The 26,779-nt window shown below is 68.2% G+C and carries 25 protein-coding genes; 8 read left to right on the top strand and 17 right to left on the bottom strand.

Translation table 11 applies throughout. The features are described from left to right. The first annotated feature begins 105 nt into the window (after window positions 1-105). On the top strand, window positions 106-987 hold the full coding sequence (locus tag BJF87_RS02420; RefSeq protein ID WP_035752272.1) for a helix-turn-helix transcriptional regulator: 882 nt from the start codon (window positions 106-108) through the stop codon (window positions 985-987). Here the strand turns inward: BJF87_RS02420 and BJF87_RS02415 are convergent. Next, window positions 945-1,568, bottom strand: a complete 624-nt coding sequence (locus BJF87_RS02415) for a maleylpyruvate isomerase family mycothiol-dependent enzyme (protein WP_006360880.1) — start codon at window positions 1,566-1,568, stop codon at window positions 945-947. The two genes, BJF87_RS02420 and BJF87_RS02415, sit on opposite strands and share 43 nt — an antisense overlap. A 72-nt stretch (window positions 1,569-1,640) precedes the next feature. Here BJF87_RS02415 and BJF87_RS02410 point away from each other — a divergent pair, with 72 nt between their 5' ends. Beyond that, on the top strand, window positions 1,641-2,078 hold the full coding sequence (locus BJF87_RS02410) for a MarR family winged helix-turn-helix transcriptional regulator (RefSeq protein ID WP_006360881.1): 438 nt from the start codon (window positions 1,641-1,643) through the stop codon (window positions 2,076-2,078). Window positions 2,079-2,173: 95 nt separating this feature from the next. Here the strand turns inward: BJF87_RS02410 and BJF87_RS02405 are convergent, their stop codons facing one another. The 9 genes from BJF87_RS02405 to BJF87_RS02365 form a co-directional block, all read right to left on the bottom strand. Further along, the gene (locus tag BJF87_RS02405) at window positions 2,174-2,977 is read right to left on the bottom strand and encodes an ABC transporter permease (RefSeq protein WP_035752275.1); all 804 of its coding nucleotides are present in this window, start codon (window positions 2,975-2,977) and stop codon (window positions 2,174-2,176) included. Beyond that, complete coding sequence (locus BJF87_RS02400) at window positions 2,977-3,960, bottom strand: daunorubicin resistance protein DrrA family ABC transporter ATP-binding protein (protein ID WP_006360883.1); 984 nt, start codon at window positions 3,958-3,960, stop codon at window positions 2,977-2,979. Before BJF87_RS02400 ends, BJF87_RS02405 begins: the two co-directional genes overlap by 1 nt. Continuing rightward, window positions 3,957-4,469 carry a GbsR/MarR family transcriptional regulator gene (locus tag BJF87_RS02395; protein ID WP_006360884.1) on the bottom strand — a complete coding sequence of 171 codons (513 nt, stop codon included), beginning with the start codon at window positions 4,467-4,469 and terminating at the stop codon, window positions 3,957-3,959. The genes BJF87_RS02400 and BJF87_RS02395 overlap by 4 nt, the downstream gene beginning before the upstream one ends. A gap of 62 nt (window positions 4,470-4,531) precedes the next feature. Beyond that, window positions 4,532-5,017, bottom strand: coding sequence for a PPOX class F420-dependent oxidoreductase (locus tag BJF87_RS02390; RefSeq protein WP_075862576.1), 486 nt, complete (start codon window positions 5,015-5,017; stop codon window positions 4,532-4,534). 25 nt (window positions 5,018-5,042) lie between these two features. Then, the gene (locus tag BJF87_RS02385; protein WP_006360886.1) at window positions 5,043-6,218 is read right to left on the bottom strand and encodes a serine hydrolase; all 1,176 of its coding nucleotides are present in this window, start codon (window positions 6,216-6,218) and stop codon (window positions 5,043-5,045) included. A gap of 79 nt (window positions 6,219-6,297) precedes the next feature. Further along, window positions 6,298-7,602 carry a polysaccharide pyruvyl transferase family protein gene (locus tag BJF87_RS02380; RefSeq protein ID WP_006360887.1) on the bottom strand — a complete coding sequence of 435 codons (1,305 nt, stop codon included), beginning with the start codon at window positions 7,600-7,602 and terminating at the stop codon, window positions 6,298-6,300. 61 nt (window positions 7,603-7,663) lie between these two features. Next, complete coding sequence (locus tag BJF87_RS02375) at window positions 7,664-9,304, bottom strand: FAD-dependent monooxygenase (protein WP_075862575.1); 1,641 nt, start codon at window positions 9,302-9,304, stop codon at window positions 7,664-7,666. Between the two features lie 110 nt (window positions 9,305-9,414). After that, window positions 9,415-9,810, bottom strand: coding sequence for a hypothetical protein (locus tag BJF87_RS02370; protein ID WP_006360889.1), 396 nt, complete (start codon window positions 9,808-9,810; stop codon window positions 9,415-9,417). Next, a complete protein-coding gene (locus tag BJF87_RS02365) occupies window positions 9,807-11,000 on the bottom strand; it encodes an MFS transporter (protein WP_075862588.1) in 1,194 nt (397 codons plus the stop codon). The genes BJF87_RS02370 and BJF87_RS02365 overlap by 4 nt, the downstream gene beginning before the upstream one ends. Window positions 11,001-11,153: 153 nt before the next feature. Between BJF87_RS02365 and BJF87_RS02360 the strand changes: the two genes are divergently transcribed. Next, entirely contained in the window at window positions 11,154-12,035 is an 882-nt protein-coding gene (locus BJF87_RS02360; RefSeq protein ID WP_006360891.1) for a LysR family transcriptional regulator, read from the top strand. Window positions 12,036-12,059: 24 nt separating this feature from the next. Here BJF87_RS02360 and BJF87_RS02355 read toward each other — a convergent pair whose 3' ends face one another. Together BJF87_RS02355 and BJF87_RS02350 are read right to left on the bottom strand one after the other, a co-directional pair. Beyond that, window positions 12,060-13,487 carry an FAD-binding oxidoreductase gene (locus BJF87_RS02355; protein WP_006360892.1) on the bottom strand — a complete coding sequence of 476 codons (1,428 nt, stop codon included), beginning with the start codon at window positions 13,485-13,487 and terminating at the stop codon, window positions 12,060-12,062. Window positions 13,488-13,607: 120 nt separating this feature from the next. Next, complete coding sequence (locus tag BJF87_RS02350) at window positions 13,608-16,805, bottom strand: BTAD domain-containing putative transcriptional regulator (protein ID WP_075862587.1); 3,198 nt, start codon at window positions 16,803-16,805, stop codon at window positions 13,608-13,610. A gap of 115 nt (window positions 16,806-16,920) precedes the next feature. On the opposite strand from BJF87_RS02350, the gene BJF87_RS02345 reads away from it, so the two are divergent. Both BJF87_RS02345 and BJF87_RS02340 read left to right on the top strand, forming a co-directional pair. Next, window positions 16,921-17,292, top strand: coding sequence for a VOC family protein (locus BJF87_RS02345; protein WP_006360894.1), 372 nt, complete (start codon window positions 16,921-16,923; stop codon window positions 17,290-17,292). A gap of 16 nt (window positions 17,293-17,308) precedes the next feature. Beyond that, the gene (locus BJF87_RS02340; protein ID WP_006360895.1) at window positions 17,309-17,872 is read left to right on the top strand and encodes a mismatch-specific DNA-glycosylase; all 564 of its coding nucleotides are present in this window, start codon (window positions 17,309-17,311) and stop codon (window positions 17,870-17,872) included. Between the two features lie 121 nt (window positions 17,873-17,993). On the opposite strand, the gene BJF87_RS02335 is transcribed toward BJF87_RS02340, so the two are convergent. From BJF87_RS02335 to BJF87_RS02320, 4 genes are read right to left on the bottom strand one after another with little or no spacing between them, the layout of a single operon-like run. Beyond that, window positions 17,994-18,290 carry a DUF503 domain-containing protein gene (locus BJF87_RS02335; protein ID WP_006360896.1) on the bottom strand — a complete coding sequence of 99 codons (297 nt, stop codon included), beginning with the start codon at window positions 18,288-18,290 and terminating at the stop codon, window positions 17,994-17,996. Window positions 18,291-18,300: 10 nt separating this feature from the next. Next, window positions 18,301-19,131, bottom strand: coding sequence for a polyphosphate kinase 2 (gene ppk2, locus BJF87_RS02330; protein ID WP_035752279.1), 831 nt, complete (start codon window positions 19,129-19,131; stop codon window positions 18,301-18,303). Window positions 19,132-19,159: 28 nt separating this feature from the next. Then, a complete protein-coding gene (locus tag BJF87_RS02325; RefSeq protein WP_035752282.1) occupies window positions 19,160-20,143 on the bottom strand; it encodes a malate dehydrogenase in 984 nt (327 codons plus the stop codon). After that, a complete protein-coding gene (locus BJF87_RS02320; protein ID WP_006360899.1) occupies window positions 20,140-20,535 on the bottom strand; it encodes an META domain-containing protein in 396 nt (131 codons plus the stop codon). Before BJF87_RS02320 ends, BJF87_RS02325 begins: the two co-directional genes overlap by 4 nt. A gap of 149 nt (window positions 20,536-20,684) precedes the next feature. Here BJF87_RS02320 and BJF87_RS02315 point away from each other — a divergent pair, with 149 nt between their 5' ends. After that, a complete protein-coding gene (locus BJF87_RS02315; RefSeq protein WP_035752283.1) occupies window positions 20,685-21,872 on the top strand; it encodes a hypothetical protein in 1,188 nt (395 codons plus the stop codon). 194 nt (window positions 21,873-22,066) lie between these two features. On the opposite strand, the gene BJF87_RS02310 is transcribed toward BJF87_RS02315, so the two are convergent. Then, the gene (locus BJF87_RS02310; protein ID WP_035752284.1) at window positions 22,067-23,608 is read right to left on the bottom strand and encodes a hypothetical protein; all 1,542 of its coding nucleotides are present in this window, start codon (window positions 23,606-23,608) and stop codon (window positions 22,067-22,069) included. 181 nt (window positions 23,609-23,789) lie between these two features. Between BJF87_RS02310 and secA2 the strand changes: the two genes are divergently transcribed. Together secA2 and BJF87_RS02300 are read left to right on the top strand one after the other, a co-directional pair. Then, entirely contained in the window at window positions 23,790-26,150 is a 2,361-nt protein-coding gene (gene secA2 / locus BJF87_RS02305; RefSeq protein ID WP_040004407.1) for an accessory Sec system translocase SecA2, read from the top strand. After that, window positions 26,147-26,773, top strand: a complete 627-nt coding sequence (locus tag BJF87_RS02300; RefSeq protein ID WP_006360903.1) for a CDP-alcohol phosphatidyltransferase family protein — start codon at window positions 26,147-26,149, stop codon at window positions 26,771-26,773. The genes secA2 and BJF87_RS02300 overlap by 4 nt, the downstream gene beginning before the upstream one ends. Window positions 26,774-26,779 lie beyond the last annotated feature (6 nt).

Here is a 26,779-nt window from a genome sequence, read left to right as displayed (position 1 = left end):
AAAGGCCCTGTGGGACGTCATAACTGATCACGTCGAACCCAGGACCGCGCAACCTGGGATTGAGAGACCCAGGCACGGTCCGCACCGGACGCGCATGATGTGGTCATGGCCGATCTGAATCGAGAACTCGCGGATTTCCTCCGCCGTGCTCGGGCCGCGCGCGATCCGCAACAGGCCGGCCTCCCCGATGACGGGCGGGTTCGCCGCGTCAAGGGACTGCGGCGCGAAGAGGTGGCCGTGCTCGCCGGGGTGTCCACCGACTACTACACGCGTCTCGAGCAGGGCCGGCGCATCGTCCCGTCGACGCAGGTCATCGACGCGGTCGCGCGTGCCCTCGGGCTCGACGACGTGGGGCGTACCCACCTGCATGACCTCGTCTCGGCGACGCGGACTTCGCGGGCGGCTGTACGGTCGCGTTCAGCGGTGCAGCGCGTGCGACCCGGACTGCGCCGGTTGCTCGACTCACTCGACGCGCATCCCGCGCTGGTCCTCGGCCGCCGGACCGAAGTGCTGGCGGCCAACCGGATGGCGTGTGCGTTGTTCGCCGACTTCGAGCGCATGCCCGGACGCGAACGGAACTACGCCCGCTGGATGCTGCTCTCCGACGACGCGCGCAGCCTCTTCGTGGACTGGGAGGTGCAGGCCCGCAACGCAGTAGAGGCGCTCCGGCTCGAGGCCGGACGCGCGCCGGAGGATCGCGACCTCATCGAACTGGTCGGGGAGCTGTCGGTGTCGAGTCCGGAGTTCCGGCGGTGGTGGTCGGAACATCAGGTCCACCAGCGGACCTTCGGTTCGAAGCGACTCGTCCACCCGGTCGTCGGCGACCTCACCGTCGATTACGAGACCTTCGAGTTGCCCGGAGACAACGAACAGGCCCTCTACATCTACACGACCGAGCCGGGATCGTCGTCCCGCCAAGCGATCGCGATCCTGGCGAGCTGGAGTCAGCCCGCGCGCGAACCGGAGTCCGAACCATCGGACGGCTGAGGTGCACTCGCCGGGACGCGCCCGCTGAAGCACATCAGGATGTCGCGGATCGGAGCCTCGACGACCTGACCCGACCCGGCTGCGAAGTCGACGTCGGTGGCCTCGAACCGGAGCCCGCGGTTGCGGCGTCGGGCGAAGAACGGGAAGGCGACATCCCAGATCTCCTGTGCCGCGGCCGCGGCGGCGTCGACCGGCATCGGTCGATCGATCCCGAGCGGAACGGCGATGTCCTGGCCGTGGAGGAGGGAATCGATGAGGGGCGCCCGCTCGTTGGTCGCGAACGGGTGACGTCGTGAGCCGACCATCGCGCGGAGTTTGTCCGCGGCCTCGCGCGGTGGTGTCTGATCGCGGACGGCCATCTCGCGGATCATCGTGTTGAACCGGAAGCCGTACCGAACGGCTGCCGGGATGACCTGGCGGGCGCCCGCGTGTGATTGGGTGAGATGCACTGCAACGTCGCGGACCGTCCATCCGGCACAGAGCGACGGTGTCGCGAGTTGTTCTTCGGACAGGGATTCGATCAGTGCGGCGAGGTCGATCCGCTGCTCGTCGATGTGCTTCCACAGGGTGTCACTGTCCATGACGGGCTCCCGTTCCGAATTAGTCAGGGTGCCTGACCATATTAGTCAGGAATCCGTACTAACGTCAACGGCGTGACCGACGAACGACCGGCCCTAGGCGTCCTGATGTTCGTGGCCCACCGGTCCATCGAACGGCGGGTCATGGCACGGCTCGCCGCCGTCGGGGCCGACGACATCACCCTCGCGCAGAGTCGCGTGGTGCAACGGCTCGCGCCCGAGCCGATGCGGCTGACCGACCTCGCCGAGCAGGCGGGCGTCACCAAGCAGACCGCCGGTGGCATCGTTGACCAGCTCGAAGCCGCGGGATACCTCGTCCGCGTCCCCGACCCGTCGGACCGCCGGGCCCGGCTGGTGACTCTCAGCGACCGTGGCGTCGAGCTGTGTGAGATCGCGGCGCGGGAGGTCGAGGCCATCGAACAGGAGTGGCGCGATCACCTGGGTGCCGACGACTTCGCGGCTCTGGAGAAGTCGTTGATGCGCCTGCGTGAGGTCACTGACCCCTATCGCTGAAGTAGATCTCGTCGCGCCGACGGTCTCGATCGCGGCGGCGATCAGGTCGTCGGGCAACCACTCCGGGATCATGATCATGAGTGTCCGGTCATCGGCTAGGAGGTGATGGCCCGGCGTTCGTAGGTGCGCAGGGCGAGTCCGTACGATACCGCGCCGATCCCCAGGCTCCAGGCGATCGCGGCGATCACACTGCTCGTGGAAACCGTTGCGGCGGTGAGGGCTCCTCGGAGAACCTCGATCACCGGGGTGAACGGCTGGTACTCGGCGAACTGTTTGACGCCGACGGGCAACGAGTCGGCGGGAACGAAACCCGTGCTGAGGAACGGCATGATCGTCAGGAACATCGGCGAGTTGCTTGCGGTTTCGACGGTGTCCGCGGCGAGGCCCAGGTAGATCGCGAGCCAGATCAGGGCAATCGAGAACAACCCGGTGATGCCCAGGGCTCCGAGCCACCCGAGTGGGTCGACGTTGGGGCGGAAGCCGAGGGCGATCGCCACCGCGAGAACGACCGCGATGCTGAACAGCGCCTGGATGAGGCTGGCCAGGACATGTCCGACGAGCACCGATGACCGTCCGATGTCCATGGTGCGGAAGCGGTTGATGATCCCCGAGGTCATGTCCATCGCGACGACGATTGCCGAGCCTTGCACGGCTGACGCGATCGTCACCAGGATGATGCCGGGGACGACGTAGTCGAGGTATGCGGCGCGCCCGGTGGCCCCGCCGGACGTGGTCATCCCGGCGCCGAGCTGCCCGCCGAAGACGAAGACGAACAGCAGCAGGAACACCACCGGCAGACCCACCAGCATGATGGTCAGCGACGGGTACTTGACGAGCCGCCGGAGGTTGCGGCGCAACATGACCCGGGAGTCGGACACGGCATAGGTGAGTGTGCTCATCACGCGGCTCCGGACGTGTCGGCGTCGGTCTCGACGGGTTCCTCGGCCGGCGCACCGGTGAGGGCGAAGAAGACGTCGTCGAGGGTGGGGGTGTGGACGTGGACGTCGGCAACCTCCACGTCCGCAGCGTCGAGCAGATTGAGTGTGGTGCGGATGGTGGACACCGTGTCGTCGGTGGCGATGTCGAGCCGGTGTGACTCGACGATCGGCCGTGCGGAGGGGAGCAGCCGTCGGGCGGAGTCGAAGGCTTCGTCGTCGGGGAACGTGAGACGCACCTCGGAATCGTGCACCCGCTTCTTCAGTTCCGCCGCAGTGCCTTCGGCGACGATGTGGCCGTGATCGAGCACGGCGATGCGATCGGCGAGCTGGTCGGCTTCCTCCAGGTACTGGGTGGTGAGGAAGATCGTGACCCCGTCTCCGGCGAGGCCGGTGATGATGTCCCACAACACCCGTCGGCTTCGCGGGTCGAGCCCGGTCGTCGGCTCGTCGAGGAAGATGACGCGCGGGGTGGACACGAGGGTCATCGCGAGGTCGAGGCGGCGGCGCATGCCGCCGGAGTAGGTCGACACCGCCCGGTCCGCGGCGCCGGTGAGGTCGAACTGTTCGAGCAGATCGTCTGCGCGCCGCCGGCCGGCCGCACGTCCGAGGTGACGGAGATCTGCCATGAGGGTCAGGTTCTCGCGGCCGGTGAACAGGTCGTCGATGGCGACGTACTGGCCGGTGACTCCGATGATCGATCGCACCGCGCGGGCATCGGTCACCGTGTCGTGGCCGTCGATGGTCACACTGCCGGAGTCGGCGGGGAACAGTGTCGAGGCGATGCTCACCGTCGTCGTCTTGCCCGAACCGTTGGGCCCCAGCAGTGCGGTCACCGAACCGGCTGGAACAGTCAGATCGATACCGCTCAGAACCTGGTGCTCGCCATAGCTTTTCGCCAGTCCGCGGATGAGGATCTCGGCGCCGGTGGTCTCTCTGTGGGTCATGACCGTGTGCCCTCCGGCGGGGAGGCCGGGATCTCGCCGGCCGCGATGAGCACCTCGCGTTCCTTCTGCCATTCGGCGTACAGGGCCGGGATGCGGTTGGTGAGGAACTCGGTGAACGCCGCGATCTCACTCAGGACCGCGCGACGTTCCGGCGGGGCGTCGCGGAGGACCTCGAGTCCCTCGCGTGCGAGCGCCCCCAGTTCCTCGTACTCGGCGTTGTCCATCCCGAGGCCGCGTGCCGACGTGATGTCGATCGAGATGCGATCCATCCGTTCACCGGCCGCGCGCGACCGCTTCACCTGGCCCACGGACTCCAACGTCGTGATGGCGTTGGTGATCGCCGAGCGACTCGCCAGCAGGGCGTCGCTCAGTTCGGCGATCGTCGGGGCGGGCGGCTCGCACACCGCCAGATAGCCGAGAACGCGACCGACCATCGGCGGATAGCTGTACCGGCGCGCACAGAACCGCGCCATGTGATCGGCGAACGTCAGCTGGGCGTCGAGTGCCATGCATCACAGTGTGCGCGCATGACTGAGATGACACAAATATGTGTCATCTGAAGCGACTACCTTCAGTCGTCCTGCGCGTCGAGCTTCGCGGCGACATCGGCGGGGAATCCGCCGGTGGCGATCGGTCCCCAGTGCGTCGGGGTGACGCGGATCAGCGACTTTCCCTGCAGACGCATCGCGGCGCGGTACTCGTCCCAGTCCGGGTGCTCTCCGGAAATGCTGCGGAAGTAGTCGACGAGGGCATCCTCGGCGTCCGGCATGTCGAGGACCTCGGCGTCTCCGTCGACCTGGACCCAGACGCCGTTGAACTCGTCGGACAGCACGACGACGCTCGCGACGGGGGTGTTGCGGAGGTTCGCGGCCTTCGCCCGGCCGGGGTAGGTCGAGATCACGATCCGACCGTCGGCATCGACTCCGCCGGTGACCGGGGACAGCTGTGGCCCGCCGTTGGATCGGACGGTGCCGAGGATCATCTTGTGGCGTGGCCGGATGAACTCCAGCAGTGCTTCGCGGTCGACGGCATCGGCTTTCGCAACGGTTCTGGCCATGCCGACGACCCTACGCCGCAGCGGTTCAGGGCAGAGCGGAGATCAGACCGGCGAGAATCGCCGACACCGGCGACTCCTGCTTGCCGTCGACGGTGATGTCGTCGTCGCTGTTGACAAGGATGATGATCGTCGTGTCGGAGTCGTAGTCGTGGAACAGCGACGAGTTGAAGCCCGGGAAGTCGCCGTCATGCCCCCACCAGCCGTCCCGGTTGCCGATACCGATGCCGTAGCCGGCGGTCGCGGTGTTCGGCGGGGGAGACGTCAGGATCGAGTCGCGCCGCAGTTGCTGTGTCGAAGGATTGAGCACGCCCCGGCCGGTGAACAAGGCGTCACCCCACCGCTGCAGATCGTCGAGGGTCGAGATCACCGCGCCCGCGGTGAAGGCGAAGGACGGGTTCCAGTTCGTTGAGTCGACCGTCTTGCCGGCCGGCTGCCCCTGGCTGGTCACGCCGTCGACGTGCGGATCCGGGATCTCGACGGACCCGCCCGGCCACGACGAATCGTTCATGCCCAGGGGACGGAAGATCCGGTCGTCGAAGGCGTCGCGAATCGGCTGCCGCAGAACCCTTTCGATGAGCAGCCCTAGCAGAACGTAGTTGGTGTTCGAGTACTGCCAGCCCGCCCCGGGTGCGAATGCTGGCGGCAACGACCTCGCGGTGTCGACGAGTTGGGTTGGCGGCCAGTCGTATCCGGGATCGGCGAAGAACCTCTGTGTGAAGGCGTCGGACAGGGTGTAGGACGGGATGCCGCTGGTCATGTCCGCGACCTGACGGACGGTCGCGTTCCCGTTGGGTGCGTCGGGGACGTACTCGCTGATCGGATCGTCGAGCGAGACCCGCCCGTCCTGGACGAGTTGCAGCAGGATCGTCGCGGTCATCGTCTTGGTGAGCGAGCCGATGCGGGTGTGATCGGAGGCGGTGATCGGCCGGTCCTCGCCCTCGACAGCAGTGCCGGCCGTGCCCGTCCAGATGCCCGCCGGCGAGATGACGCGAGCGATGACGCCGGGGAATCCGCCGGATGATCGGAGGTCGTCGAGCACCTGCTGGAAGGCCGCGCCGCTCTCGGCGGACACCGAGGTCGGGGTGGTGCTCGACGACTCCGAAGTCGTCTGGGATGGCGAACAGGCGGCGATGCCGAGCACGGCGGTCACACCGCACACCAGAAGTCGTAGGGCAGTGGGGCGCGCGGGCCGACGGGTCATTTTGTGATCCTCTCCCGCGGATGCCGGAACAGCGGGCACATCGGGCGATCCCGGCGCAGATTCCGCGCTGTCGGAGGTGTCAGGCGCGGTGTGCGAACAGCGGGGCCACCGGATAGATGTCGAGTGCGGTGGCGACCTTGGCTTCGATGGCGCGCGTGCGGTCCGTCGTGCCGAAGCCGCCGGCGGTGGGGCGATCGGGGATCGTGTCTCCGGAATCGACGACGCTCCAGGCCGATCCGGCCTCGACGAGGGATCGATGCTTGGTCGAGTAGTAGACCGGCATCGGCACGATCGCCACGCCCGGGTCTCCCGCCGCAGCCGCGATGAGGTGCGGGTGGAAACGCGTGCTGATCCAGGTGCTGCCCTGCCCGGCGGGCAGCCCGCCGAACCAGACGTCGCAAAAGTTGAGGACGCGCGCACCGTCGAGACGCGAGCCCAGACGGAAGGGCACCTCGTAGTCATGACCCGGGATTCCTTCGACGACAGTGACCGCCGATCCCGGGACCTCCCAGGCGTCGAGAGTGTCGTGGACGAATGCTGCGAGCGCCTCGACGCCCGATCCGCTTGGCCCGGTGAACTTCTCGGTGAGGTCCGACTGCAAGCAGAGCACGACGCCGCCGCCCTGCCCGGGTGTCTCGGCAGGTACCTCGTCGCGGTAGACCGCCGGTTGCGGCCGGTGCAGCGCGAGCCAGGCATCGTCCCCGGACTGCCGCACGTCGACCGCACCCTCCAGCGCCTGCGCCGATGCGGTGTCGCGCACGTCGACGATGTCGAACGCGCCCAGCGCCGTGACCAGAGCCGTCCACGCCGGTTCCTCGACCGTCGGCACCAGGCCCTGCCCGGTGGCCACCACCTTCGTCCCCGATCGGCCGGAGACCGCGGCGGCCGCCACGAGCAGCGACACGTGGTGCGGCCACACGCTGTTCACATATCCGCCGCCGAGCAGGTGGATGGTGGTCGCCGAATGCAGGAGGTCGATGCCGGCGGTGAGACGTGGCGCCAGCCCGGCATCGAGGACCGCTCGACCGACCCACGACCACGGGGCGTCGGGTTCGGTCTCGGCGGCGTGGTTCGAGAGTTGCCACAGTGTGTCGACGACGCGCAGATCGGGGTGGGCGTCGCCCATGAGCGCGCTCGCCGATCCCGGACTGTGGCAGTCCAGGATCACCTTTGCCTGGGGGCGGATGCGCGCGAGGCGGCGCAGCCACGTGCGTGCGATGAGCTCGTCTCCGTAGTTCGGGTAGCCGGTCGGTGCGATCAGGTAGATGACCTCGCCCGAACCCAGGGCGCGACCGACAGAGGACTCACTCGCCCGGCGTCGCGCCGATGCCTCCACCCGACCTGCCAGCGCGCGAACACGCTCCAGCTGCCCCCATTTCGTCATGGTGAGAGATTACGGTGACGGCTCGGCTGCGCCACTCGGCGGTCCGGGGACCGGGGTCGCCTCACGCGAACGTGGCACGGAGGTACGCGAGGACCGTGGCGGTGTCGTCGAGCGGCCCGCGGTAGCCGAGATAGCCGTCGGGGCGGATGACGAAGGCCGTCGATCCGTCGGGGAGATATCCGGCGGCGAAGCGGTTCTCGGTGTCGCGGAGCAGCGGCAGGTCGGTGCTGCCGACCTGCGCGGTCGGCGCGGCCACCACGTGCGCGGTCATGTGCCCGCGGGCCGCCTTGGTGACCTCGGCGGCGAGATTCTCGAGCACGGCCACGTCCTTGGCCCCCGCGGCGGCGTCGGCGTACAGCACGAGAGCGTGGTCGACGCCGCTCAGCAGCGAGTACAGCCGGAGCGGATGATTCACCGAGTCACGACCGAGTCCGGCGGCATCCGGGGCCCGTTCACCCGCCCGCGGTGCGGCCGGCGCGGAGGGGATCGTCGAGCCCGCGGTGATCGGGCTGTCGGCGTAGGAGATCAGCAACTGGGCTTCGCGGCGCGTCACGAACTCGACGTCGGTGGAATCGGATCCGATGCCTTCCCGCGCGTCGCGGACCGTTCGCCCGACGACTTCTTCTCCGACGGGGCGTCGTTCCAGGTCGTAGCTCTCGAGCAGGCCGGGAGCCGCGTCGCCCGCGTCGCCCGCGACGGCCAGCGCCAGCTTCCACGCGAGGTTGTGGGCGTCCTGCACGCCGGTGTTCATGCCCTGCGCGCCGGTGGGCGGATGGATGTGCGCGGCGTCCCCGGCGACGAAGACTCTTCCGCGACCGTAGGAGTCGACGATCCGGTGGCTGATGCGGAAGACCGACGACCACCGGAGGTCCGACACGGTGGCGGGTTCGGGCGACAACCGGTCGACGACGGCCTGGATGTGCGACAGCTCGGGAGTGCGGGTGCCCTCGAACCCGTGGGCGACACCGTCGCCGCCGGAGGTCGGACCGATCGCGAGTTCGTCGGGTACGAGCATCGACATCCGATACCGGCCCCGTCCCGGCAGCGGGATGCACACCAGCAGGTCGTCGGTGGTGCCGTCGTCGGCCTGGTGCATCGCGCGGATCGCGTAGCCGCGGGGCATCGACCAGTCCACGGCCACGTCGCCCAGCATGTACTGCTCGGTGAAAGCCCCGCCCTCGAAGCCCAGACCAAGTCCTTTGCGGACCGTGCTGTGGGCGCCGTCGGCACCGATCAGATAGCCCGCGCGGACCGAGGTCTCGGCGCCTGCCGCGTCGGTCAGGGTGACCGTGACCCCGTCGTCGTCCGGTGTGAACGCCGACACGCGGACACCGCGCTCGATCTCGGCGTCGAGGTCGGTGAGCCGGTCCCGCAGGACGCGCTCGGTGGAGTACTGCGGCAGCAGGTGGAACCGGAAGGGCACGTCGGCCGGCGTGACCAGGTCGATCCGCGAGACCTGAGAACCGTTGACGAACACGAACTGCCCGCGCATCTCCATGCCCGCGTCCAGGATGTGCTCGAGCACCCCCATGCCCTCGAACACCTCGAGCGTGCGGGGTTGGATACCAACGGCTTTCGCGTACTGGGGAGGCTCGAGGAGCGGGTCGACGATCCGGACCCGCACACCTCGTCGGCGGAGTTCGATGGCGGCGGTCAGGCCGATCGGGCCCGCGCCCGCGATCAGTACGTCGACGTCGTTCATACAGAGACCCTTCGTCGGTGGTCGTGTGCGGTGTTCCCGGACCGGATTATTCGCTGGACCACCGATGCCGGTGCGGTACTCGGTAAATGTGGCACGGCATCGTTGGGGACTCAGCGCGGGATCGACGACGGTCCGAGGATCTCGGCACCCAGCTCGGTGACCCGGGCGCGCAGCTCGCGATCGGCGGTGACGACCACTCGACGGCGGCGGGGGTGGTCGCCGACGACGTCGACGATCGTGTCGTCGCCCGACGCCGGGGCCTCGACGACCGTCACTGCGGGAACCGACGCGATCCCGCGCGCTCTTCCCTCCACGACGAGCACCACCTCGATCGGGCCGGTCAACACGTCGAGCCCGGGCTCGGCGAGTTGCGCGAGCCGGTCCCGTAACCGCTGCGCCGCACCCCGGCGGTCCCGCCACCAACCGTCCGGCACGGATCCGACGACGTTCGCGCCGTCGACGACGAGCAGCGGGACGTCGAGGCGGGACGGCGTCGGATCGTTCATGTGCCCATGAGCCCACGGTCGGCGCCGTCGCGCAAATCCGATGTCCCTCGACGGTGTTGATCACGCCGCCGAAACCTGGTCTCCACGAACCACAGTCCCACTCCGGTGACCGGAAACGCGGCGCCCAGGACGCAGACGGCCGACCAGCCGAACGATGCGAAGACGAGAACCGACAGGATGCTGCCGACCGATCCTGCGGTGAAGTACGTGGTCATGTATGCGGTGTTCAGCCGACTCCGGGCATCCGGCCGCAATGGGTAGAACACGCTCTGATTGGTGATGTGCGTGCCCTGGATTCCGAGGTCCAGGAGAGCGACACCGAGGCCCATCGCCACGATGGAACGCTCTCCGGCGGCCAGCAGCAGGAAACTCGCTGCCGTCACAGCCAGCATGAGACCGGTCTGTTGGTGTCCGTATCCGCGGTCGACTCCTCGGCCGGCCCCTCGTGCGGCAAGTGCACCGGCGACCCCGGTGAGCGTGAAGAGCCCGATGCCGGCGTCCGACCAGTCGTATCGTGGTCCGGCGAGCACGAATCCGATGCTGGTCCACACCACGCCGAACGACGCATAGGTGAGCATGCCGTAGCCGATCCTCCAGCGGAGCACCGGCTCATCGGCCACCAAGTGGACCACCGATCGCAGCAAGGCGCCGTAGGTCAGCTCGGTGGTCGGTGGACTGGTGGGCAGCGCGGCGACGGCGATGCCCGCGACCGCCATCAGGACCGCGGCGGTCAGAAAGACCGTACGCCAGCCGGCCACCTCCGCGATCAGACCGGCGACCACCCGCGACAGGAGTATCCCGAGCAACAGGCCGGTCATCACGTTCCCGATGACGCGCCCACGTTCGGCCTCCGCGGCAAGTGTCGCGGCGAGAGGGACGAGAAGCTGGCCGACGACCGAGCCCGTGCCGACCAGGACCGCAGCAGATGCGAGCACCTGCCAGGACGGCGCGCACGCCATGACGGCCAGACACACGCCGGTGACAATCAGCATCGCCCACAGCAACTTGCGCCGATCCAGTAGATCGCCGAGCGGCACGAGCAGGGCCAGACCGATCGCATAACCGATCTGGCTCGCCGTCACGACAAGTCCCACGCTCGTGGTCGAAGCATCGAGATCGTTCGCGATCAGGGCGACGATGGGTTGCGCGTAGTAGCTGTTGGCGACGACGAGTCCGGATGCGAGTGCCATCAGGAGAACGGATCGCCGACTCAGCGAGTGTGCTGCCGTCGTGGAGAGTGACATGCACCGATCGTTGCCGAGGCCTTTTCAGCTGTCCAACAGATAGACTTGATCGTTCCAAGCGACTGGACCGATGGATGGCGTGCTGGATACCATCCGTCGATGGAACTCCGGCAGTTAGAGCACTTCCTGGTGGTTGCAGACGAGGGAAACTTCACTCGCGCAGCAGCTCTCGTGCACATGTCGCAGTCGGCGCTCAGCTCCTCGATTCGCTCTCTGGAGCGGCAGTTGTCCGCAGAGCTTTTCGAGAGAACCACACGACGGGTGCTGCTCACCGACGCGGGCGTGGCGTTACGTGATCACGCTAGGCGGATCATCGGTGAGGTCGCCGCTGCGCGCCTGGCGGTGGAATCCATCACCGGCGTCGATGCGGGAACGATCGACATCGGAACCGTGCAGACCTTCACCGCGATCGACCTTCCCGCGACGATGGCGCTGTTCCATCGTCACCATCGGATGGTGCAGATGCGACTCCGCGAGGCGACCACCACCCAACTCATCGAAGCGCTGATCGAAGGGGAACTGGATCTGGCATTCGTGGCTCTCGACGCGACGCCACTGCACACCTCCCTGACGGAGGTGGCGAGATACGACGAGTCGCTCGTCGCGATAGCGGGCCCCGACCACCCGATCTCGGTGAAACGCAGCGTCGACCTGGACGAACTCGCCGAGCACGGCTTCATCGACTTCGAGGCCGGTCCCGGACTGCAGACCGTTGTGGCGGACCTGTTCTCCGCCGCGCGCGTCCAGCGCGAGATCACCTGTCGTGTCGGTGACATGGGTCGGTTGGTCGATCTCGTCCACCATGGTCTCGGTGTTGCCGTCGTACCGGCTCCGGTGGCGCACGCGGCGAACCTGGTGGTGGCCGTTCCATTGGAGACGACCCCGCCGGCCACTCGGTCCCTGGCGTTGTTGTCGAGGACCGGAGGACCGACCAATCCTGCTGCGAAGCGGTTTCTCGGCCTGCTCGACCATCCGCGCTGACCGGTGTTCGATCGACGGCCCGCGTCAGCCGATGTCGCCGTGACAGAACCGGTCGTACGGGTCGAGCGTCGCCTTGATCTCCAGCAGCCGACGGCGGTGCTCGGCGCTGTAGGCGTCGGCGGCGCGGCCGGCGCGCTCGGCACCCGAGGTGAAGTTCAGATACGTGGCGCCGGTGACGTAGGGCGCGAGTTCGGTGCGGGTAACGCGCTGGGTCGATTCGACGGCGAGCGCCACCTGGGGGTCGGGGACCATCGAGATCAGTTCGAGGAGGAACCGTCCGGAGCGTGCCCGGTCGTTGGCGGCGTGCGCCGCACCTCGGGCGATCGCGCCGCCGGCGTGACGGATCTCGGCGGACATGATGAGCGGTGCCGAGCCCGGGGCCGGACGAGCGCATCCGGCGATGATGTCGATCGCCTCGTCGTGCAGATCGTCGAACCACTCAGTGGTGACCATGACCGGCATCGGCTCGGTGGGGTCCATGCTGATCGCGTCCGTTGCGGCGAAGGGCATCTCGTCCCACATGTCGACCAGGGGTGTCCGCCAGTTCCGCCACCCGTCGACGATCGCCCGGCCGGTGGCGAGGTCTCCGGACCAGCATCCGCGCACCACTGCGAAACTGCCGCCGCGCAGCGGTTCCGGGACGTCGTCGGTGGGCGGCAGATTCAGGATGGTGACGGCCGAGGTCAGGGCTTCCGGCTGAGCCGGTGCCCAGTCGCGGAACCGACGTATGATCTCCTCGGCCTCGGCGGCCGGGTAGAAGAGGTTGCCCGCGTACACCGTGCTCACATCGGCGAGGGCGATCTCCATCGAGGTGACCACACCGAGGCTGCCGGCACCCCCGCCCTTGAGAGCCCAGAAGATGTGCGGGAAACTCGCGTCGCTGACGCGGATCGGCGTCCCGTCGGGGATCACGAGATCGAAGGAGAGCACGGAGTCCGACGCCAGCCCGAACCGTCGGCCGAGCCAACCGAAACCGCCGCCGAGGGTGTAGCCGATCGCGCCGACGATGCTTGCCGAACCCATCAGCGGCGCAAGGCCGTACGGAACCGCGGCGTCGAGCACCGCCTTCCAGGTGGCGCCGGCGGCGACGCGAGCGGTCCTGGTGACAGGGTCGACGGCCACCGCGGTGAGCCGGGACGTGTTGATGAGCAGGCCGCCATCGGCCGCCACCCCGGTCCCGTGACCGGTGGCCTGGACCGTGATCCGCAGATCCTCCTCGGCGGCGAACCGCACGGCCTCGACGACGTCGAAGTGATTCTCGGGAACGGCGATGACCGACGGGCGGTGGATGACGAGTCGGTTGAATCCGGCGCGTGCCTCGCGGAAGCCCGCGTCCCCGGGGCCGAGGACCGCGCCGGCGATCCGGTCACGCAGTTGTGCGAGCACCGAGGTGCGGGTGCGGACGATCAGCCGTTCGGGGCGGCCGGTCGGTGAGGTGGGAGTCGCGGTCATACGGTGAGTCCTCGGGTGTGGCCGGCTTCGCCGGGCGTTCGGTCTGGTTCCGGGCAGGCCGGGTTCGTCAGACCAGATTCACCGACGGTTCTTGAGGGCGACTTGAGGCGGACTTGGGGCCTACGCGGTCGGGGAGACGCCCCATGCCGAGGCGACGGCGTCGACCCGTTCGACCAGCGCTTTTGCCTCTTGCGCCACGGCGGTGGCGCGAGCCCGTCCGAGGGTCGTGCCGAACGTCGACGCCGGGCGACCGTTGGCGTACTCGTAGCGGGCGCGAACGAGAAGACGGTGTGCGTCCCCGTAGTGTTCCCCGGTCCGTTCGGCGAAGTCGTCGGCTTGATCCAGGAGGGCGGCCGCGTCGGTCAGCTTGCCGGCGGTGACCAGTATCTCGGCATGCAGTCCGAGCCAGAATCCGTCGCCGGTGCGCGGCCGGTCGGCGTTGCCGGGTCGGTCGGGGCCGGCGTCACCCGTCTCCAACCGGTCGATGCGGACCAGGGCGTCGTCGATGTCGCCGGCCATGGCGCGTGCCCACCAGTACATGCGTTCGCCGCCGCGACGCAGATAGGCGAGCGGGCCCGCACTCTCGGAGTCGATGATCTGTCCAGCGTGGAGCGCCCACTCCGCATCGCCGATCGTCGCCGCCGCGCCGACCGCGAAGATGGCGGTGCCCAGCCGGGACCTGGGGTCGGGGCGTGCGTCGGTGATGCTTGCGAACAGTGTGCGGCCGGCATCCCGGCCGAGGTGGACCGTGGCGGCCCAGGCCCGGAAGCCGCGTGCCATCGTGAGCTGGTCGTCGCGGAGCCCGTCGACGTCGTCGAGCGGCCCGTAGGTCTCCAGGATGCGATGAGCCGCACCGTAATTGCCGCGGGTGAACTCGTCGATCCCGGCGGCCTGCATGCCGAGGTGGACGACGACGGGATCGTCGGACCGTTCGGCGCGGACGCGTAGGTCGTTCGCGAGCCGGTGTCCGGTGTGCGCGTCGGCGACCTGGATGTGCGCGGCACAGCGCGCATAGTCGAGGGAGGCCAGCAGCCGCCGGTCGCCGAGCGTGGTGGCCAGCGTGCGGGCGCGTTCTTGAAGGTCGGGATCGGCGGCGAAGTAGCCGTGTACGGAGACCTCGCCGGCGAGTTGGGTGGCGATCGCCCGGAGCTCGGCCTGCTGGTCGCCGGTGGCCCGTGCCAGGGTCGACGCGTCGCCGAAATGGCGCTTCGCGCCGTCGAAGTCGTAGGTGCGCAGAGCGATGTCACCCGCGGTCAGCAGCGCGCTGGTCGTGCGCTCCCGGTCGGCGAGCGGACCCGCCGACCAGAGATGGCGCGCGACCCGGCTGACCGCATGCGGCGAGGAGTTGCCGGCGAGCGCATCGGCGATGGCGAGGTGGATACGCCGCGCGCGCATCGACGGAATCCCGTCGGCGATCGCCTCGCGGATGATGTCGTGGCTGAAGCTGAATCCGAACGGGTCGGCGGGTCCGAGGTCGACGACCCCGGCGGCGGAGGCGGGTTCGAGGGTGTCGAGCGCCTCGTCCACCGGTCGTCCGGCCGCGGTCGCGAGCAACACCAGATCCACCCGGGTGCCGATGAGAACGGCGATGTCGAGGAGTTCGGTTGTCTCCGGGGATAATCCGAGCAGTCGCTGGCGAACTACGTCACGCACCCCGGACGGCACGGCATTGCCCGCGATCGAGCCCCGATCGGCGAGGATGCGTGCCAGTTCGCGGACGAAGAAGGCGTTGCCGCCGGTGCGTCGCTCGATCGAACTGACGGTCGCGACCTCCGGCCACTGTTGCGTCTCGCGGCGGATCAGCTCGGAGATGTCGTCCCCGCGGAGGGCGCCGACGTGGATACGGCGGTGCTCGGGGAGCCGCGCCAGTGTGGCGAGGGTCGAGGCGACGACCGGCCGGTGGGTCGGCGACCGCAGCGAGGCGAAGAACGTGACGCCCGCTGTCCGACGAGAGGCCATGTGTGCGAACAGTTCCAGCGAGGCGCCGTCCGCCCACTGGAGGTCGTCGAGGACGATGATCAGCTTGGTCGTCTCGGCGACGCCGTCGAGGAGGTCGGCGGCCTGGTCGTAGAACTGGAAACGTGCTGCGGCGTCTGGCATCTGACGCGGTGGCGGGATGACGTTGACGCCCTCGGTGACCATTCGGCCCAGCGAGCTGTCGAGGAGTCGTTCCCGGTCGGCCGGATCGAGCTGGGGAAGTACCGTGCCGAGGATCTGCACCCACGGCCACATCGACGGTGCCGCAGGATCGTCCACGCACCGTCCCCACAACACCCGTAGGTCGGCGGCCCCGGCCGCTCGCCGTCCCGCCTCGTCGATCAGGGCCGTCTTGCCCGCACCCGGTTCGCCTTCCACCACGACGACCCCGCCGTGCCCGGCCATCGAGGCGAGGACGGCGCGGTGCAGCGCGGCCAGTTCGTCGGTTCGCCCGACCAGCGTCGGCGCGTCGTCGAGAGGTTCGGGGGCGTGTGTCGCCGCGGTGGGTTCCACGGCATCGGTGCTCAGGGAACCGGTTGCAGCGGTGACGGACCTGCGCGACGCTGCCGGTGCATCGAGGTGCGGTGCGTGATCGAGGATGTCGCGTTCGAGCTCACGGAGTCGTGGGCCCGGGTCGACACCGATCTCGTCGGCGAGGATGCGTCGGGCGCCGGCGATCGCGCCGAGCGCATCGGACTGCCGTCCGAGCCGGTACAGCGCGGTGGCGAGCAGAACCCACAGTCCTTCGTCGAGCGGCGATCTCTTGACGGCGCCGTCGAGTTCGGTGACGAGGAGATGATGGTCGCCCGCGGCCATCCGCGCCTCGAAGGACATCTCCCGCGCCGCGCCGAGCATGCGGTCGAGATGGTCGGCGGCCTCGTCGCGGAATGCCAGTCCCTCGAACTCCGGGAGGATCGGCCGGTAGGACTCGAGTACCTTCTGCAGGAGTGGGGCCGCGGCGGCGGTGTCGCCCTGCTGCATCAGGGTTCGCGCCGAGGCCAGGTCCGTGGTCAGCCGGCGCAGGTCGACCTGGTCAGGGGTCGTCGGCAGGCTGTAGCCGGTTCCGTGGGTGAGCAGCACGGTCGAGGGACTACGCGGCTTACGGTCGGGTTCGAGGGCCTTGCGCAACCCCGAGATGTAGGACTGCAGCGACACTTCGGCGCGGTCGGGTGGTGAGTCGCCCCAGATGCCCTCGATCAGCCGGTCGGCACGTAGCGGTGCACCCTCGGCGAGGACGAGCTGCGCGAGTGTGGCCCGCTGCTTGCGGGTGCCGAGTTCGACGGGATCGGAACCGATCTGGGCGCCGAGCCCGCCCAAGACCGTGTACGAGAGTCCGAGCATCAGCGTGAGTGTAATGCTCCACAACCCCTCGAGGGAGGGGTTGAGGACCAGGACCGGTCCTTCGTCCGACAGACGCGGACGCCAGATGTCGGTGGGCGGCGATACCTTTGTCCGCATGACTCTCACAGTGGGCATGATCACCGTCGACACCCTTCAGCCGATGCCGCTCGCCACGTGGTGGGCCGAGGCCCTCGGTGGCCGGATCATCCAGGAGAACGAGGGGTTCTTCGTCGTCGTCTCCCTCGAAGAGGGGGCACCGCTCCTCGCATTCCAGCAGGTCGACGACCCGACCCCGGGGAAGAACCGCATCCACCTCGACCTCACGACCGAAGATCGCGAAACCGAGGTCGAACGACTCATCGCCGCCGGCGCGACGAAGATCGCCGACCGTGAGATGCCCGGTTTCGGCTGGGTGACGCTGGCCGACCCCGACGGCAACCAGTTCTGCGTCGCCGGACGGCACGAGGCCGAGGGGACCTTCGACTGACGTCTAGCCTCGGGGGATGGGATTCACCAGGGCCGAACTCCTCGAGTTCCGGGATCGCACCGTCGACGACCTCGTCGGTGACGACTGTCGATTGCTGTTCGTCGGGATCAACCCCGGCCTGTGGACCGCCGCCACCGGCGCCCATTTCGCGCGCCCCGGCAACCGCTTCTATCCCGCGCTGGCACGCGCCGGGATCGTCGACCGGATCATCGACGCGTCCCGCGGCATGTCCGAGGCCGACGCCGAGTTGCTGACCGGACGAGGAGTCGGCATCACGAACGTCGTCGCCCGGGCGACCGCGACCGCCGCGGAACTCACGGTCGAGGAGTTTCAAGACGGGGGTCGTCGGCTGCGGGAACGTGTGCGTGAGATCCGGCCACGAGTGGTGGCGGTCGCCGGGATCACCGCCTACCGCAGCGCCTTCGGGCGTCGCGACGCGGTGTCGGGTCGCCAGGATGAGACCTGGGACGGGGCCCAGCTCTGGGTGGTCCCGAACCCCAGCGGACTCAACGCGCACGAGACCGTCGACTCGCTGGCCGCCGCGTATCGGGAGGCAGCGGTCGCGGCCGGCGTGGTCTGAGCGGGCGTCGCCGAAATCTGCCCGAAAACGACCCTGGACAGTGCCACGGGCGACCCAGCGTCCGTCGGCTTCTGGAGGGCGGATTCCGGGGGCGCTTCTCAGCCGGACCTTCGGCCGGGTCTCAGAGGTCTTCTGAGTTGAGGATCCGACGCCGCACCGAGAGGAGCTCCACCTCGGGATGGTTGGCGGCGGACCGCTCGACCGCATCGAGCACATCGACGACGTGGGTCCGGTCGGCCGCCACCACGCTCGTGCCGATCACCGCGCGCCGATGCATGTCGAGGTGACCGACCTCGGCCGCAGACACCGAGAACCGTCGTCGGAGTTCGGCGACGATCGGCCGGACGATGGACCGTTTTTGTTTCAGCGAGTGCACGTCACCGAGGCGATAGTCGAACTCGGCGAACCCGATCCACATCAGAACGCGATCAGTGGTCGGTGCGGATCAGCGTCGCCACGTGGTCGGGAACGTACTTGGACAGCGATCGCGGCGGCCGGTGATAGTTGCCCGACTGGATCGGTTTCTTCGGCAACGTCACCTCGGGGCGGGGTACCTCGCCGTACTCGATGTTGTCGAGCAGGTGCGAGATCATGTTGAGCCGCGCGTGCTTCTTCACGTCGGATTCGACGACGTACCAAGGGCTCAGGGCGGTGTCGGTGTGCACCATCATCTCGTCCTTGGCGCGCGAGTAGTCCTCCCAGCGGTACACCGACTCGAGGTCCATCGGGCTCAATTTCCACTGTCGCACCGGATCTTTCATCCGCTGCCGGAACCGCTTGAGCTGTTCGTCGTCGGAGACGGAGAACCAGTACTTGCGCAGGATGATGCCGTCGTCGATGAGCATCTGCTCGAAGATCGGTGTCTGCCGCAGGAATCGGGTGTGTTCCTCGGGCGTGCAGAATCCCATGACCTTCTCGACTCCGGCACGGTTGTACCAGGACCGGTCGAACAGCACGATCTCACCCGGCGCCGGGAGATGCGCGACGTAGCGTTGGTAGTACCACTGCCCGCGTTCACGATCGGTCGGCGCGGGCAGCGCGGCGACGCGTGCGATGCGAGGACTCAGATATTGGGTGATCCGCTTGATGGTGCCGCCCTTGCCCGCGGCGTCGCGGCCCTCGAAGACCACCACCACGCGAGCGCCGGTCTCGCGCACCCATTCCTGGAGCTTGACCAGCTCGGTCTGCAGCCGGAACAGCTCGGCCTCGTAGACATTGTTCGGAATCTTCTGAGGCCTCTGCTTGTCCTTCTTCGCCATGGGAAGAGACTACGGGCTGCGGAGGCGATCAGGAGGTCAGAGCAGCGACGCGTTCGGCTTCGAGTTCCGCGACCGAAGCGTCGATGCGTGCCCGGGAGAACCCGTTGATCTCGAGTCCTTCGACGATCTCCCATTGTCCGTCGACCGAGCGCACCGGGAACGAGCAGACAATGCCCTCGGGCACGCCGTACACGCCCGGTGACGGGAGTGCGGTGGACGTCCAGTCGTCGGCGGGGGTTCCGAGCACCCAGTCACGGACGTGATCGATGGTCGCGTTGGCCGCCGACGCCGCCGAGGACGAGCCGCGCGCCTCGATGATCGCGGTGCCCCGACGTGCGACGGTCGGGATGAAGTCGTCGACGAGCCATTCGCGGTCCGCGGCGAGGTCGGCGCCGCTCCGGCCGCCGACGCGTGCATGGAAGATGTCGGGGTACTGCGTCGCCGAGTGGTTGCCCCAGATGGTGACCCGGCTGATCTCGCCGACCTCGACCCCGGCGCGATGGGACAGCTGGGCGATCGCGCGGTTGTGGTCGAGGCGGGTCAGCGCGGTGAACCGTTGGGGTGGCACCTCGGGAGCGTGGGCAGCGGCCACCGCGGCGTTGGTGTTCGCGGGATTGCCCACGACGATCACCCGGACGTCGTCGGCGGCAACCTCGTTGATGACCGCTCCCTGTAACGCGAAGATGTCGGAGTTGGCCGCGAGCAGATCCGCGCGTTCCATGCCCTTGGACCGTGGGCGAGCGCCGACGAGCAGAGCGAAACTCGCACCGTCGAATGCCTTGCGCGGGTCGTCGAAGACGTCCACGGACTTCAGCAGACCGAACGCGCCGTCGTCGAGTTCCATCGCGGTTCCCACGGCGGCCGGGACCGACTGGGGCAGCTCGAGGAGTCGGAGGGCGATGGGCTGGTCGTGGCCGAGCATGGCGCCGGCGGCGATCCGGAAGACGCTGGCGTACCCGATGCTCCCGGCCGCACCGGTCACGGTGACGACAGCCGGTGCGGAACGTCTCACGAGTACTTTTCCATCAGGAGGACCTGGGTTCCCGGTCCGGAGAGTACGAGTGCGTGGCCCGCCGAGTACCAGGTGAGGGGCTCTCGGGTGAGCGCGGTGATCCACTCGTCGGCGCCGGCGCGTGGACCGGGGCACGCCATCATCGTCGAGGCGAGCGAGCCGACGCGCAGCACCGATCCCTCCACGGTCATCTCACCGACGTGACGGTTGCAGCCGGCGAACAGGGAGATGCGGTTGGCGGCGGTGAAGGTCAACTGGAGGGGGCCGCCGCCGGGGATCTCGGGGCCGGTCACCGCCGTCGACGAGTAGGACTTGCCGACGAAGGGCGGAACCGCAGGCGCGGCGTCACCCCGACCGGCGGCGAACGCACCGAGACCCGACACGAACAACACCGCGCTGACCAGCGCAACAATGCGTAAGCTGATGCGATGTTCGCGGGCTGGGCGGAGTACGCGTGCCGTCTGTCGGCGATCCCCGAGGCTCACGTTCACTACGGTAGCCGACCGGATGGGGGATGCGATATGGCCATCGGAGGTGAGATGTGGTTCCGGTGACCTGCCGAACCGAATATCTGACGGGGCGCCACCACATCTCCGCGGGGGCCGCGTGGATCGTCATGATGGTCGCGATGATCGCGCTCGTCGGGCTGAACATCGCCGGCGTCGACGGTCTGCTCATCTCCGCAGTGGTCGCCGGACTGCTCGCCTTGTCGCTGTTCGCGGCTGCATACGGCCGACTGGGCGAGCGCGGAGCGGTGCTGCTGACCGTCGACGACGACACCGTCTACTTCGGCAACGAGGACCGCACGCTGGTGTCCTACCCCCTGAGCGCGCTGCGCTCGTTCGCGATCGGCGGACCGGCGGACGACACCTCGCCGATGACCGGCCGGCGGGCCCAGCACCTCACCGTCTTCGGACAGAAGTACCTCAAGCTGACCTTCGCGCGAGAACAACCGCGCGCCGGCACCGGAGCCGACGAAGATCTCGACCCCGACTTCTGGCGGGTCGCGATCATCGAGGGCGATCCGGCAGCGTCCGCGGTGATCGACAGGCTACTAGTCCATGCGCCGCAACGTGTTTCGACGGAAAAGAAGGCCGCTCCGCCGAAGGAGAAGGCGTCGGTGGCGACGGTGCCGCCCGACCACGACCCCTCGAACGACGAGCACTCACCCGTCGATCTGCGCCGGCCTCGCATCGCCGACGCGGGATCGGACGAGGCCGCCGAGCGGTTGTGGGAGGAAGCGACGCGGCGCCACGACGAGGTGCTCAGCGCGTACGGGAGCTATGAGCTCGATCCGGCGCTGCTGTTGAAGTATCCCGCGGTCACCGACGTGACCGTCGATCAGACCCAGACCTTCCATCTCGCGCTCGACGAGGCCACCGCCCTGCGCACCGACTCCTACCCGGGCAATCGCGGTCGCGCCGACGCCTACCAGCAGTCGGTGGCTGCCCTGCGGCGTGCCTGGATCGCCTGTGAGAAGCACGGACGACGCATCGGGGCCGGCTACCTCGAACCCGCCGACCAGAACGCCCTCGACACCGCACTCAAGCTGTACAACCATGCCGAGGCGAGCAGCACCCCGGCAGAGCAGGCGACGTACTACGGCCGGGTTCGCGACATCGTCACGACGATGACCGACCGCGGGGTCCTGCATCCGCCGGAGGCGGCGGTCGCTGAACTGAGCGCCGTCACGCGTCGCGCGCTGGAGGCCGGCAAGTCCAACGCGTGACCCGTCGACGATCTCGGGAGGAATCATGCGGGGATACCGCGGCGGGTCAAGACGTTCGCGATCGTCCCGATCGGCTGGCCGCGAGGACGTTTCGGACCGGTCAGCCGGTATGACCCGGAGACCGTCATCCATCGCGATCGCTGGTGACCTCGGGTCGACGGCGCCGTCCCACTCGGAGTCCGGCCGGTGCCGAGTCAGTAGTGCGCGGCCTTGATGAACTGTCCGTCGAGTGAATACATGCCCTTCGACGCGTCGACCCGCGCCATCTCGATGCGGATCACGAAGGCCGTGTCGTCGCGGAGATGCGGCTCGATGACATCGATGGCGACGGCCCCGTGATCGTAGTCGGGGACCGAACCGCGCTTCATCGCGTCGTCGCGCACACGGTCGAACAATCGCGGTGAGATCGCGTCGAAGGAGAAACCGTCGGGCCGGTAGCTTCCCTCGACGCCGCTGACCGCCGGGAACTTGCCCGGCACGATGACGATCTGCCCGTCACTGGTGGATGTCCGGTACTGCATCAGGACACCGCCACTGTTCTGGATGCTGCTGGCGCTGATGATCGGGGTGTTGTCGGCGATACCGCGGATCACGAACTGGTCGAGGGCCGCTGCGTTAGGGGCGATGCCGGCGAGCGGCAGCGCGGCGCGGCCCACCGCGAAAGCGGTGTCGAAGTCCGCGGGGTCGAAGAACGTCGCGACGGTGCCGTCGGAGCGCGCCTCGATCTCGACGTCGTGGATGAAAGCGTCGCCGGGATCGAACGAACCGGTGAGGACGACGGGCTCGTTCGCCGCCGGACGTCGGATCTCGAATCCGTCGAGTTGGGCATCCGGCACGATGGGCGTGACCTCGGCGTGCATGGACCCGACGATGTCGCCCAGCGAACCCGGGTTGATCGAGGCCGCGTCGAAGGTCTTGTCCGCCCGGTCCATGGTGCGGGTCGCCGACGCATTGGAACCCCCGTCCCAGACGTTGATGTTCGTCGCGCGGCCGTTCGTGGGATCGAACACGATGGCCTGATCGGAGGTCGAATCGAGATTGTAGCTCAGGCGCAACAGATTTCGGGTCGCGCCGGGTCCGAGGTAGTCGACGATCTCGTCGAGGAGTCGTTGGTGGCGCTCGGCGAGTGTGGCCTCGGCGTCGTCGGCGTCGTCGATGTCGACGGCCGAACCGAAGGACGGCATCGACGGGACCGAGATCGTCCAGCTCTCGGCGACACCGAAGAGCAGGGCGACGGCCGTCACGAGGGTCACCGCGGGATAGATGACCGCCCACCGGCCGGGGTGGTCGTCGAACTCGGGGGTGTCGGTCTGATCGCGCGGCGGCAACTGGTCGGGCGGCAGCGTCGTGAACGGGCTCGACGCCAGCGCCTGGAAATGCCCCTTGCTCATCGAGGTGATCCATCGCGCCTCGTAGGCGGTGTCATTCGGCGGGTTGACGGTCGCGGTCACCATCGTCGGCTGCATGTCCTCGGCCCCGAGGCTGCTGCGCGTGAGCGCCCCGACCTCGATCTGCGGTGCGTCTCGCGTGACACCGCGCCGGAACTCCGGCAGCTCGGACACCCGCGACGCGCGCGGACTGATCGCGATCCCCAGGAAGACCAGCGGAACACCGAAGGACAAGGCGACCCACCAGGCGTTGAACGCGCCGAGCCCGATACCGGTCGCCACCAGCATCCCGGCCAGGACGGCCCGGACCAGACGTAGGCGTGTCCTGCTCGAGAGGGTCGCGCTCATCAGCCGTCCTAGGGTGAGGGGAGCAGGGGCGAAATGCGTCAGGGGCGAAATCGGTGGACTGATCATAATGTCGCCGACCCTGCGCTACCAGGGGCCGCGTACCGTTGTTGCTGACCTGACGGCGCCGCGAGGCCCGACGGGTCGTGTAGGTGGCCGGGAAACGATCAGGAGAAGTGTTTCGGTGGGAAAGCTGAGCAACAGCATGTGGCGACTTCTGGGCGCCCAGTCGACTCGCAACCAGTCGAAGTCGCTGAGTGTGATCAAGGAGGCCGAGACCCACACCGATTGGGCAGCCGAACTCGCCGACGACGCCTTCGTCGGTGAGGCCGAGAAGCTCGACATCGGGTCCAAGCCCGGCGACCGGGCGAAGTTCCTGGCGCTCGTCCGGGAGGCCGCGGACCGCTCGATCAACCTGCGCCCCTTCGACGTCCAGCTGCAGGGCGCGCTGCGTCTCCTCGAGGGCGACATCGTCGAGATGGCCACCGGTGAGGGCAAGACGCTCGCCGGTGCGATCGCCGCGATCGGGTATGTCCTCGAAGGACACCAGGTCCATGTCATCTCGGTCAACGACTACCTCGCCACCCGCGACGCCGAGTGGATGAAGCCGCTCTTCGACGTCTTCGGCATTGCGGTGCATGCCATCTCGGAGAACTCCAGCCGCGAGGAGCGTCGACGCGCCTACGCCGGCGACGTCACCTACGGTTCGGTCAACGAGATCGGATTCGACGTCCTCCGCGACCAGCTGGCCCTGTCCGAGGCCGACCTCGTCTCACCCAAGCCCGACGTCGCGATCATCGACGAGGCCGACTCGGTGCTCGTCGACGAGGCACTCGTGCCGCTGGTGCTGGCCGGATCGACCGAGACCGAGGTTCCCGACCAGGCCATCCACGACGTGGTGTCGCGGATGAAGAAGAAGCACTACGAGGTCGACGCCGAGGGCCGCAACGTGACGCTCACCGACGAGGGTGCGGCCTTCGTCGAGGAGGAACTCGGCGGGATCAACCTCTACAGCGAGGAACACGTCGGCTCCACGCTCGTGCACGTCAGCATCGCGATGCACGCCCACTACCTGCTGGAACGCGACATCCATTACATCGTCCGCGACGGCGGGGTCCACCTGATCAACGCCTCGCGCGGCCGCGTGGCCCAGCTGCAGCGTTGGCCGGACGGCGTCCAGGCGGCCGTCGAACTCAAGGAGGGGCTCGCCCAGACCGACTCGGGCGAGGTCATCGACACCATCACGGTGCAGGCGCTCATCGGCCGCTACCCGAAGGTGTGCGGCATGACCGGTACGGCGCTCGCCGCCGGAGAGCAGTTCCGGCAGTTCTACGACCTCCGGGTGTCGCAGATCCCGCCGAACACCGAGAACATCCGCACCGATCTGCCCGACCGGGTCTACGACACCAAGGCCAACAAGGTCGAGGCGATCGTGGCCTACGTCAAGGAGATCCACGAGACCGGCCAGCCGGTCCTCATCGGCACCCACGACGTCGCCGAGTCCGAGGAGCTCGCGTACTTCCTCGAGAAGGCGGGTGTGTCGTCGGTGGTCCTCAACGCCAAGAACGACGCGCAGGAGGCGAAGATCATCGCCGAGGCCGGCGCGCTGAACGCGGTGACGGTCTCGACGCAGATGGCTGGTCGTGGTACCGACATCCGGCTGGGCGGCTCGGCCGACGACGCCGCCGCCCGCGACGCGGTCGTCGAGCTCGGTGGACTGTGCGTGGTCGGCACCGGACGGCACGACACCGAGCGTCTCGACAGCCAGTTGCGGGGTCGCGCCGGACGCCAGGGCGACCCCGGCACGTCGGTCTTCTTCTCCAGCCTCGAGGACCCGGTCGTCACCAAGAACCTCGCGTTCAAGCGTGATCCGGTGTCGCCCAACGAGGACGGCTCGATGGGCAGCAAGGGCATCGACCTCATCGAGCAGGCGCAGCGGATCGCCGAGGGCGTCCGCCTGGAGTTGCACGCCAACACCTGGCGCTACAACAAGCTCGTCAACCAGCAGCGCGACATCATCGTCGACCGGCGCATGAAGATCCTCACCACGGACACCGCGCTCGACGAGCTCGCCGAACTCGAACCGGAGCGCTACGCCGAACTGACGGGGGAGAAGCCCACGACGTCGGGCGACGCGGAGAAGTCGGACGAAACGTCGAAGGCCGCCACCGAGACCGTGCCGCGAGAGGTGCTGAGCCAGGCGGCCCGCGAGATCGTGCTCTACCACCTCGACCGTGCGTGGGCAGACCATCTCGCGTTCGTCTCCGATGTCCGGGCGAGCATCCATCTGCGGTCGTTGGGTAAGGAGAGCCCGCTCGACGAGTTCCACCGGATGATCCTCGCGGAGTTCTCCGATCTGCCCGCCAAGGCGCTCGAGAAGGCACGGGAGACGTTCCGGGAGGCCGAGATCACCGCGGACGGAGTCGACCTCGGTTCCTCGGATCTGCACCGCTCGACGACGACGTGGACCTACATGGTCCACGACAACCTCTTCTCCTCCGGCGGGGCGAAGACGCTGCAGGGCATCATCGGGATCTTCCGGTGACCGAACCGGAGGCGGCACCCACGCCGGCTCCGGACCGGATCGTGACGGTGCCGAACGCGCTCAGCGTGCTTCGGCTCGTCCTCATCCCGGTCTTCCTCTGGCTGCTGCTCGTCGAGAAGGCCGACGGGTGGGCGTTCGCGGTGTTGATCTTCTCCGGGGTCTCCGACTGGCTCGACGGGAAACTCGCGCGGCTGCTCGATCAGTCCTCGCGGATCGGGGCCCTGCTCGACCCGGCGGCCGACCGGCTGTACATCGTGATCATCCCGCTGGCCTTCGGCGTGCGGGAGTTCATCCCGTGGTGGCTCATCGGCATCATCATCGGGCGCGACGTACTGCTGTTCGCCACGGCACCGCTGCTGCGCTCGCGCGGTGTGTTCGCACTCCCGGTGCTCTACATCGGCAAGGCGGCGACCTTCGCGCTGATGAGCGCGTTCCCGTGGCTGCTCGCCGGACAGATCGATGCGGTGAGCGGCTTCGCCTACCCGATCGGGTGGGCGTTCATGATCTGGGGCGTGGGGCTCTACCTGTGGTCCTTCGTCCTGTACTGGTATCAGACGATCCTGGTGATGCGACACATGCCGTCGCGCCGTCAGGCCGACACCTCCCCAGACAGTAGAGTCTGACGGGAA

The organism is Gordonia sp. CNJ-863 (assembly GCF_001942325.1).
GTDB classification, from domain to species: Bacteria; Actinomycetota; Actinomycetes; order Mycobacteriales; family Mycobacteriaceae; genus Gordonia; species Gordonia alkanivorans.
This window is presented reverse-complemented; position numbering and strand designations above follow the sequence as displayed.